This is a genomic window from Segatella copri, from assembly GCF_009494395.1.
Lineage (GTDB): Bacteria > Bacteroidota > Bacteroidia > Bacteroidales > Bacteroidaceae > Prevotella.
On the sequence record NZ_VZCB01000092.1, the window covers coordinates 51,300 to 61,123 of the forward strand.

Genomic DNA, 9,824 nt, shown 5'->3' on the forward strand with positions numbered 1-9,824 from the left:
TTCTTGCAATAATAGTTCAAAATACTTGGCTTTAGGGTGTTTTTTATTACCTTTGCATAGGTTTTTCGAAAATAATCTATGTTTTGCTTAGTTTTTCGCTTGGCTCAACTGTATAGATAATAAGTAACAGAAAAAAGAAAGACTGATGTATATGAAAAAATGGATTATGATTTGTGCTTGTGTGGCTGTTTTTCAAACCATATTAGCCCAGCGCATCACCCGACAATATAATAATGTGTCGTTCTCTGCGGCGTTGAAGGATTTGAATGCCCGCCAGCATAAGTACACCATCAACTTCGTGTATGATGAACTGGAGGATTTCAGGGTAACCAAGAGCGTCAGAAACCTGAGCGTTCCCGATGCCATCATGCAGCTGATAGGATTCTATCCCATCAGGATGACGCAGGTGGAAGATAATATCATGGTGGAGTGTACGCAGAAGACTTCCACCAAGATGATAGGCCGTATCATCGACAATAAGAATCGCCCTGTAGATTTCGCTAATGTGGCCCTGCTGAATGTTCGTGATTCTTCATTGATAAATGGCGGCGTGACGAATGAGAACGGCCAGTTCGTGATTCCCTGCGAGGCGAGAAAGGCGATAGTAAGAGTAAGTTGCGTGGGCTATATTACGGCAAGCAATACATATAATATAGGCAAGATAGGGACAATAACTCTGAAAGAGGCAACAATGAACCTGCAGAAAATTGTAGTGAAAGGACATCGACAGCCTTTCAGAATGACTTCTGAAGGATTGGTGGCTCAGGTAGAAGGTACATCCTTGGAGAAAATGGGCTCGGCAGAAGATGTTTTGAAACATCTTCCGAGAGTGATGCAGAAGAACGGTGATATAGAAGTCTTGGGAAAAGGTAAACCTTTGATTTATATCGATAACAAGAAAATCAAGGGAACCATTGACCTCGATAGATTGAGTTCTTCTGACATCAAACATGTGGAGGTGATAACCGAGCCGGGTGCAGAATACGATGCAACCTATCAGGCAGTCATCAGAATCAAAACGACAAGAAAAAAGGGAGAAGGTTTGGGATTGACTTATCGGCAAGTCTATCAGCGCAATCATCAGGACAATCATCGTGAAGTCCTCGATTTGAACTATCGCTATCGGGGATTGGATATCTTCTCCAATTTGTATGGCGGTTTGTCTCAGGGCTATCAGGATCAGCATAATGATAACAGACTCTACGGCAAGACGCTCATGAATATCAACGAAGACTTGATTATCAAAAACAAGAGTTACTATACCAGTGGAAGTCTTGGTTTTAATTATGTTTTCAATGATAGGCATTCTGTGGGTGCCACTTACGAGGTGAGCATTAATCCTTATAGTCGGGGTGGATGGAATTCGCTGATGGATGTCTGGAAGAATGGCTCCAAGACAGAAAGCTATACAAATGATATGTATTGTCGTTTCAAAAGCCGACCTACGCAGGATATTACGGCTTATTATGCCGGACAGATAGGAAAGGTGAGCATAGAATGGAATGGGGAAATATATCTTCGTAAAACAGGACAGACTCAATATTCTGAAGAAACAGGAATTGAGGGCGGAGATTCTCGTACGATAGAATCTGATTTCACGGCTGATAGTTGGATGCATGCATCTAAGCTGGTACTGAGCTTTCCGGTATGGAAAGGTACCCTGAAGATTGGTAATGAGTTTACCGAAAGTTGCCGTGCCAATCTTTATACTATAGATGAACAGGGAACTGACTTGCCAGGCAAGACGGACGACCAGGTGAAGGAAAGTAATCTTGCAGCCTTTGTTTCTTATGGATTGAGACTAAACAAGGTAGAACTGAATGCTGGTCTCAGATACGAACATGTTTCTTCCAATTACTATAATACAGGTGGTGATTATTGGAGCGAGGAGAATAAGGATTATTTCGTACCCGACCAAAGTCGTAAGTACGACCATTTCTTTCCGAATGTGTCCTTGACTTTTCCTATCGGGAATGTGAAAATGAATATGGTTTATAAGGTGACGGTGAGTCGTCCTTCCTATAGTCAGTTAAGTAGTAATGTGCAATATAATAGTCGCTATTATTATCAGGGTGGAAATCCATTGCTCAAGTCAACCTTCGAACATGGCATAGGGATTAATCTGGGATATAAATGGTTCCAGTTTTTTGCCAACTGGCGTTATCTTGTAGATCCTTGCTATCAGGTGATAGAACCGTATCATGACAATGAGTTAATCAGTATGTACACCTTTCGTAATTTGAATCATACTCAGGTTTGTTACGTGGGACTGACGGCATCGCCGACGATAGGATGGTGGCATCCTACGTTGGACGCTGGTATGAGAAAGCAGTTCCTGACCATTGGTGGTAAGGCATACAGCAAGCCGATATTCATTGGCTCTTTTGATAATGCGTTTTCGCTACCATGCGGTTGGACGCTTAATCTTGATATGAGTTGGAACACGCAGGGCCATTCTGCGCTTCCGCTTTATATGGCACAAGGAGGAGTGGACGTCTCTTTGCGTAGAAGTTTTCTTCACGACCGCCTAAATGTCATTTTGGCGGGCAATGACCTTTTTGCGACGATGCGCAATTCCACAAGATTGGTATATGGTACCAGCGATATCTATACCAGAAAATATACCGATACCCGAATGTTCATGTGCTCATTCAGCTATAAGTTTAATGTTAGTAGAAGTAAGTATAAGGGTACGGGTGCTGGTAATGCAGAAAAGAACAGATTATAAAATAAAAAAACAGAAAGTATATGAAGCGTTGTTTATGGATGATAGTCATGGTGGTTGGCATCTGGATGCTAACTGGCTGTAGTAGTGATGATGATAAGTTGGACAGCCTTCCTTGGAATGACAAGGAACTGTTCAACCAGTCATTTGTTTTAAATCAGGACGGGTATTGCATCTTAGATGGAAAGGCTCCTGTCTGTGATATAGATAGGAATGTTCTGAATTCTTGGCTTGTAAGTTATGGCTGGCAACCTGTCGGCATCTATCAGATGAAGGAAAACGGTAAACTTGCGAAAACTGATTATCGTGAAGGCATCAAGGATTATAGTCCGAAGGTCTATGAATTCTTATCAGAGAATCAGTTGATGACTTATTATCGTGATGAAGATGCACGTACATTCTGTTTCAAGAAGCAGGATTGGTCGTATGATGATGCGACGGGCATTGTCATCAAAACGAATAAGGCAGGTAAGGTGGATGATTATATGCAAATCCTGGATGTGAAGTTTCATGAAGATGAAGCTTACCTGTATGTGATGGAGAAGATTGGTTCGGTGACAGTAGCTGACAATCAGGAAAAAGCCGTTTATGGCTTGGTGGTATATCAGCGTTTATCTTCATTAGAACTGATTGATGTGCAGAATACTTATACTATTGATAAGAGTGATGAAGAAGACAAGCCAAATGAAACTGAAAAAGTACCGGATGATTGCCGTTATTATATTCGGTGTGTATATGCCAATTCTAAGGATGCCCATGGAATGGGTGATGGACATAGTAAATTTCAGTCATTCAGACTATTGAGTTTTGATTTGACCGATTATCAGAACAATAACTCATCAGCTAACCCTTATTATCATTATTATGATTCCATTGTATGGTCTTGTAAGGGAATGCCAGATAGGGTAGTGAGTCTCAGAAATGATTACAATTGGAGTGTTGTGTCAATTAACCTTACCACTTATCTTTTTCAGATCAACCGTAATACTTCTATGACGGAGGAAGATAGAACCTTGATTGTTGCTGATGGCTATAAGGGTGGACGTGTAGTTTATTCTTCCGGCATCTATCTCAATATCTATAATACTGGTTTCATGGGTTACGATTTCGGCTCTTCTGATTTGCTGAATCCATCTAATGAAGACTATGATTTGTATTGCATCTTCGACCAGAGCAAGCGGTTCCGGATAGTCTCTCCTCGTTATTCTCCTGATTTTCCAGAAAAGCCATATTCTGAGTTGAAATACATTGTATCAGGGGTACTGTTAGATTCTGAGGATCCGGTAAGCATGAAGAAGCATGAGGCTGTGTTGTCTGAGCAAAAGAGGATGCTGGTTGATCTGATGGATATGTATTATGGTCAGTATGGCAAGGGTGTTGTGGTAGATGATTCGAACAGAGAGAAGTACCGCAATCGTTTCAAGGCTTTGCCATCCGATGCAGACCTTGTGATGTATTGGAAGGGCTATACGCCTGTGCAATGGAACTCTGATTATGAGGGATGTTTAGTTGCTTTAATCTTGAAAAAGAATAAGGAAAATCCCTTGAAGAGTTACTATTGTATCCATGCAGAGCCGATTAAATAGATTTCTCTCTCAATACAACAATGAATATATGACAATCGGTCAAGCGAAGGCAAAACAATGTTGGTTTGCTCTTTGCTTGACCGATGTTTTTTATTACCTTTGCATCGGTTTTTCAAAAGAAAGTAGAAAATTTCTTCATTTTAGGGGTAATTGATTTCCGGAAAGCTTGTATATAAGAGTAGAAACAAGAAGAAAATGACGTGATGACAGAAGAAAATGAACAGCGGATGGAACGGCTGTTCCACGACCATTACGAGCAGATGTATCGCTTCGCCTTTGCCTTGCTCCATGATAATGAGGAGGCGAGGGATGTGGTGAGCGACGTATTCTCCAGATTGTGGGATAAACAGCTGGTTCCAGACCGGGCTTACCTGATGCGGAGCGTGAAGAATGCCTGCATCAATCTTATAGCCAGAAAGAAGAGAGATGAAAGACTGAAACGGCTTCTTCCTCTCTCGGAAGAGAAATTGACGGAGGAAGAACCTTCTCGTCTGGAAGAGCGATGGCAGGCTGCCGTGGATTGCATCGACCACGACCTGACCGACCAGACAGCTTCCGTCATCCGATTGTGCTATCGGGAAGGAATGTCGTATAAGGATACGGCGGAGGAGCTGGGCATCAGCGTCTCGGCAGTGAACAAGCATATCGTAAAAGGTTTGCGAATGCTCAGAGAAAAGTTGAAAGGAAAATAATCCGCCAGGCGTTCCGGCAAGATAGTCTTTGCCGCAAGAAAGTCCTCCGCCAGTCGTTCCGACGGATTTGCAATCCGTCGTTAAAAAAGGTTCGACCTCTTTATTTTGCGGATTTGCAATCCGCTTATACAATAACCCTAAAATGAAGAAAGGAAAAGAAAATGAAACATGAATTATCTGACATAAATCCTCAGAAGATGGATTCTCAGAAATGGGATTTGCTCCTCGATCTCCTGGAGCATCCCGAAAAGTATTCCGAAACCCAGAAGAATGAACTTCTGGGCGATGAGGAAGTGAATGAACTCTATCAGCAGTTGGTAGAGACCCGACAGTCTCTGGATTTCGCCAAGTCGAAGGAAAAGATGAAGATGCCTTCGATTGATGCAGAATGGGAGAAGCTGAAAAACGAGATGAAGCTGAAAGAAAAGCAGCAGAAAGAAGAAAAGCAGCAGAAAGAAGAGATGAGTCAGAATGCAGAAACCCAGCAAACAGCCAAGCAGCTTCCTCTCTGGAGCCCGATGAGAAAGGTAGCTGCCGTTGCAGCCGTCCTTGTCGTCTCCGGCATCACCTTTGCTGCCATTCATCTGGTAACCCGTTCTCATCAGCCATCTGATAAGAACAATACCGAACTCGTGGCATCCCGAAAGGATTCTATACAGCAGGTTTCTGCTCCTCAGAAATCCAACATAGAAGAAAAGACAGATTCTGCAAGTCTTGCCCAGCTCCCATTGGTTTACGAAAACGCTGAGCTTCAGAATATCCTGACTTCTATCGCCGGGCATTTCCATCTCCAGGTAACTTATCAGAACGAGTCGGCTCGCCACATCCGTCTCTTCCTGCAACTGGAGAAGAACATGAGTCTGGATGATATCATCGAACTGATGAATCATTTCGAGAAAGTGAATATTCGTCATGAAGGTCAAACTTTAATTGTGGAATAATATGAAAAGATTAAGATATATCATGCTGCTGGCAGGTCTGATGAGCCTTTCTCTTCAGACCATCTGTGCCCAACGCATCACCCGCAGCTTCCGCAACACTTCTATGTCAGAAGCGCTCACCATCCTTGCCAAGAGCACCAAGGATTATCGTATCAACTTTATGTATGATGAACTGGAGGATTTCACGGTTACCACAAGTATCGTGAAGCGAACAGCTCCGGATGCCATCCGCCAGATTATGGGCTTCTATCCGATGAAGATGACGATAGATGGCGAGAACATCTTTGTGGAGTGTACGCAGAAGACTCCCACCAAGATGATAGGTCGCATCATCGACAATAAGAAACGCCCTGTAGATTTCGCCAATGTAGCTCTGCTGAATGTTCGTGACTCTTCATTGATAAATGGCGGTGTGACGAATGAGAACGGCCAGTTCGTGATTCCCTGCGGAGCGAGAAAGGCGATAGTAAGAGTAAGTTGTGTGGGCTATCATGCCGCTGTTGCTACTTATAATACAGGTAAGATTGGTTCAATTACTCTGAAGGAGGCAACGATGAACCTGCAGAAGGTGATTGTAAAGGCGGTTCGCCCAAAGACCAAACTGACTCGTGAGGGATTCCAGACCCAGGTGCAGGGCACGATACTGAGTGATGCAGGTATGGTTGCCGACTTGTTGAAGCAGGTTCCAAGAGTGCGTGTAGATAAGGATGGAAACTGTTCGGTGTTCGGAAAAGGCACACCGGAGATTTATGTCAATGGCAGAAAGCTGACCGACAAAAATGAATTGCAAACCATATCTTCAAAGGATGTGAAGAACGTGATGGTTATCACGACTCCCGGTGCTCAGTATGATGCCCAGGTCAATTCGGTGATTCGTATTACTACGGTCAAGAAGCAAGGTTATGGATGGAGTGGTAATTTCCAGGCAAAATATGGTTTTGCCATGAAGAATGCCTGGCAAGAGCAGGCTAATCTCAATTACCGTGTGGGTGGATTGGATGTATTCGGTGGATTGATGTGGTCAGATTACTATTCTTATGATAAGTTGGGATTGGATGAATATATCAATGGCAATCAGCATCAGATATATCAAAAATCTGCAGGGCGCATAGATGCTAGAAATTATGGACCTGATGCCAATCTGGGTTTCAATTATGAATTCAATGAAAATCATACCATCGGTCTGAAGTATAAGTTTGGTTCTGGCAATACTAAGTATTTTACTGTTAGGCAGAACTATTCCATCTTTCAGGATGGAGTTCACCAGGGAGATGTAAATTATCTCAACGATGAGTCAGATTCCAAGCAGACTCCTTTTCATCAGGCTGACTTTTATTATGATGGTAAGATAGGCAAGTGGAGTATAGACCTGAATGCATCTGCTATGTGGCGGACGAAAGACCAGATACAGAAAGCCACCGAAACCAGTTCTGAGTTGGGCGACCAGATAGTATGTTCTGATAGCCATACCAAAGGAAAGTTGCTTGCCGGTAAATTGGTAGTTTCTTATCCTTTGACCGACCAGTTGAACATAGACTTTGGTTCGGAATACACAAATTCTGATAGTCATACCAACAACAAGAACGAGGGTGGTGTGGCTGCATCCAATGATTCCAGAATCAAGGAACAGAACATAGCCGCTTTTGCTGAGGCTGCATGGTCGTTGGGAGATTATTCTCTGAATGCCGGTGTGAGATATGAGCATGTAAAATCAGACTATTATGCCGAGGGAGTGCTCAATCCGGATATGAGCAGAAAGTATGATAATGTATTTCCTAATGTATCCTTGGGATATGACAAGGGCAAGTGGCATTCTTCGTTGAGTTTCACGGCGAAGACCTATCGACCAAGTTACTTCCGTCTTTCCGGTTATACCCGATATACGAGTCGTCATTCCTATGAAAGCGGTAATCCTAACTTGCGACCAAAGGATGCCTTTCATCTGGAATGGGATGCGCAATATTCCTGGCTGAGTTTCTCTGCTGAATATATCTACAACAAGAATGCCTCGGTATATATGATGAAGCCATTCCAGGGCAATAAGGATATAGCCCTGTCATATTATGAAAATGTAGATAAGATTCAGAACCTCAAGTTCTATCTTGAAGCTACTCCGGTGATAGGCTTATGGCATCTTGACTATACGGTAGGTCTGGTCAATCAGTTCTTTGATGCCAGCAAATACGTCAGCGACTATAATGCCAACCGTCCTTCTCTCTATCTGGATTTGGAGAATACCTGGGTATTGCCACATCATTGGAAGGCTCGATTAGAATACTCTTACCAGTCGCGTAATTATAGCGAATTGGGTGTCAACTATGCATGGAATTCCCTGGATGCGTCTATTTCCAAGTCGTTCCTGAACAACCGACTGGTTGTAAGATTGGAAGCAGAGGATTTGCTTCATGGGCAGAACGAGAGTTGGCAATATCATAATTCGTATGCGCACTTCACCAGAACCGGTATAGATAATACCCGCATGTTCTTGGTCAATGTAACTTATAACTTCAATGCCACCAAGAGCAAGTATAAGGGTACGGGTGCTGGTAATGCAGAAAAGAGCAGATTATAGCTATTTTTTAAAACACGGACAAATTGAATTTGTCCGTGTTATTTTTTTCTATGCTTTTCTCCCCGTAACTCTATGACTTTTGGATGTTAACTCTATGAGTTAGTTTTTTTAACATAAAGCTCTAAAGCAGCCAAAGGAGAATAAGAGAGGTTGGAACGTAAACAGTTGGGAATGAGCAGATTTGCACAAAGTTGCCAAATCGGCATAAAGCAAGCGAGTGAGGAATATTGAAGTAGTTCAGTTACTAAATCGTGAGCCACAGTTACCTATGCAAAGCAGGTAACAATACGGAAAGGCAACTTTGTGCATCAACGGATTTTATTGCGCTGATTCTCAATGTTTTGCGTATCAAGGAACGCTTACAAAATGATTATATTTGCACACTCAAAATGTAAGCGTTATGAAAATCGAAAAATTCAAGGTGTTGCTCTACCTAAAAAAGAGCGGAATGGACAAGAATGGAAAAGCTCCCATCATGGGACGCATCACGGTGAACAGGACTATGGCGCAGTTCTCCTGCAAGTTGTCTTGCACTCCATCGCTTTGGAATCCTCGTGCCAGCCGATTGGAGGGCAAGAGCAAGGAAGCCGTGGAAACCAACAAGGACATCGAGCAGTTGTTGCTTTCCATCCAAAAGGCTTTCGATGTGCTTGTGGAAAAGAGAACGGACTTCGAGGCTAAGGATGTCAAGGAGGCTTTGCAGGGCAGCGTCAAGACACAGACCACCCTTCTCTCCTTCGTGGACGAGCATATCAGTGAACTCAGCACCCATGAGGGCATCGATATGTCGAAGAGCAGTGTCTGGACTTACAGAAAGATTCGCAAGAATCTCGCTGAGTTCATCGGGGAGAAGTATAGGTTGACTGATTTGGCTTTCGGACAGCTGACCGAGCCTTTCATCAGTGACTTTCACCATTACTTGCTTGACGAGAAAGGCTTTTCATCAGGAACCATCACCATCTATGTGTCGCTCTTCAAGAAGATGTGCCGCATCGCCTTTGAGCGAGGCTTGTGCAAGAACCTGCTGTTCGCCCATTATCGGGTTGGCACTCCAAGGGTTACGACACCCAAGGCTCTCAGCATGTCTGATTTCATAAAAATCCGTGATGTGGAACTGCCCGAAGACAAGCCGAGACTATCCGTTAGCCGTGACCTGTTTCTTTTCGCCTGCTATGCAGGAACAGCCTTCATAGACACCGTTTCCATCACGAAAGCCAATGTCAAGGTGTTGGAGGATGGCGACAAATGGCTCATCTATAACCGCAAGAAGACCGGAACACTTGCCAGGGTGAAACTCCTGCCCGAGGC

Annotated in this window: 6 protein-coding genes; all 6 read left to right on the top strand. The window is 43.3% G+C overall.

What is annotated here, in order from left to right; all coding sequences use genetic code 11:
• Positions 1-151 precede the first annotated feature (151 nt).
• Positions 152-2,728 carry an outer membrane beta-barrel protein gene (locus tag F7D73_RS12625; protein ID WP_194256918.1) on the top strand — a complete coding sequence of 859 codons (2,577 nt, stop codon included), beginning with the start codon at positions 152-154 and terminating at the stop codon, positions 2,726-2,728.
• Positions 2,729-2,748: 20 nt separating this feature from the next.
• The gene (locus F7D73_RS12630) at positions 2,749-4,311 is read left to right on the top strand and encodes a hypothetical protein (protein ID WP_153125220.1); all 1,563 of its coding nucleotides are present in this window, start codon (positions 2,749-2,751) and stop codon (positions 4,309-4,311) included.
• Between the two features lie 203 nt (positions 4,312-4,514).
• A complete protein-coding gene (locus F7D73_RS12635) occupies positions 4,515-5,003 on the top strand; it encodes an RNA polymerase sigma factor (protein ID WP_228117747.1) in 489 nt (162 codons plus the stop codon).
• A gap of 161 nt (positions 5,004-5,164) precedes the next feature.
• Positions 5,165-5,944 (top strand): DUF4974 domain-containing protein, encoded by a 780-nt coding sequence (locus F7D73_RS12640; RefSeq protein ID WP_153125222.1) that lies wholly within the window; start codon positions 5,165-5,167, stop codon positions 5,942-5,944.
• Position 5,945: 1 nt separating this feature from the next.
• Positions 5,946-8,516, top strand: a complete 2,571-nt coding sequence (locus F7D73_RS12645; protein ID WP_153125224.1) for an outer membrane beta-barrel family protein — start codon at positions 5,946-5,948, stop codon at positions 8,514-8,516.
• A 400-nt stretch (positions 8,517-8,916) separates the two neighbouring features.
• The coding region (locus F7D73_RS12650; protein WP_153122177.1) for a site-specific integrase at positions 8,917-9,824 on the top strand (908 nt) is incomplete at its 3' end.

Excerpts from the sequence above, each read along its gene's own strand:
- F7D73_RS12625 (WP_194256918.1), top strand. The coding sequence starts at position 152 with ATGAAAAAATGGATTATGATTTGTGCTTGTGTGGCTGTTTTTCAAACC.
- F7D73_RS12630 (WP_153125220.1), top strand. The coding sequence starts at position 2,749 with ATGAAGCGTTGTTTATGGATGATAGTCATGGTGGTTGGCATCTGGATG.
- F7D73_RS12635 (WP_228117747.1), top strand. The coding sequence starts at position 4,515 with ATGACAGAAGAAAATGAACAGCGGATGGAACGGCTGTTCCACGACCAT.
- F7D73_RS12640 (WP_153125222.1), top strand. The coding sequence starts at position 5,165 with ATGAAACATGAATTATCTGACATAAATCCTCAGAAGATGGATTCTCAG.
- F7D73_RS12645 (WP_153125224.1), top strand. The coding sequence starts at position 5,946 with ATGAAAAGATTAAGATATATCATGCTGCTGGCAGGTCTGATGAGCCTT.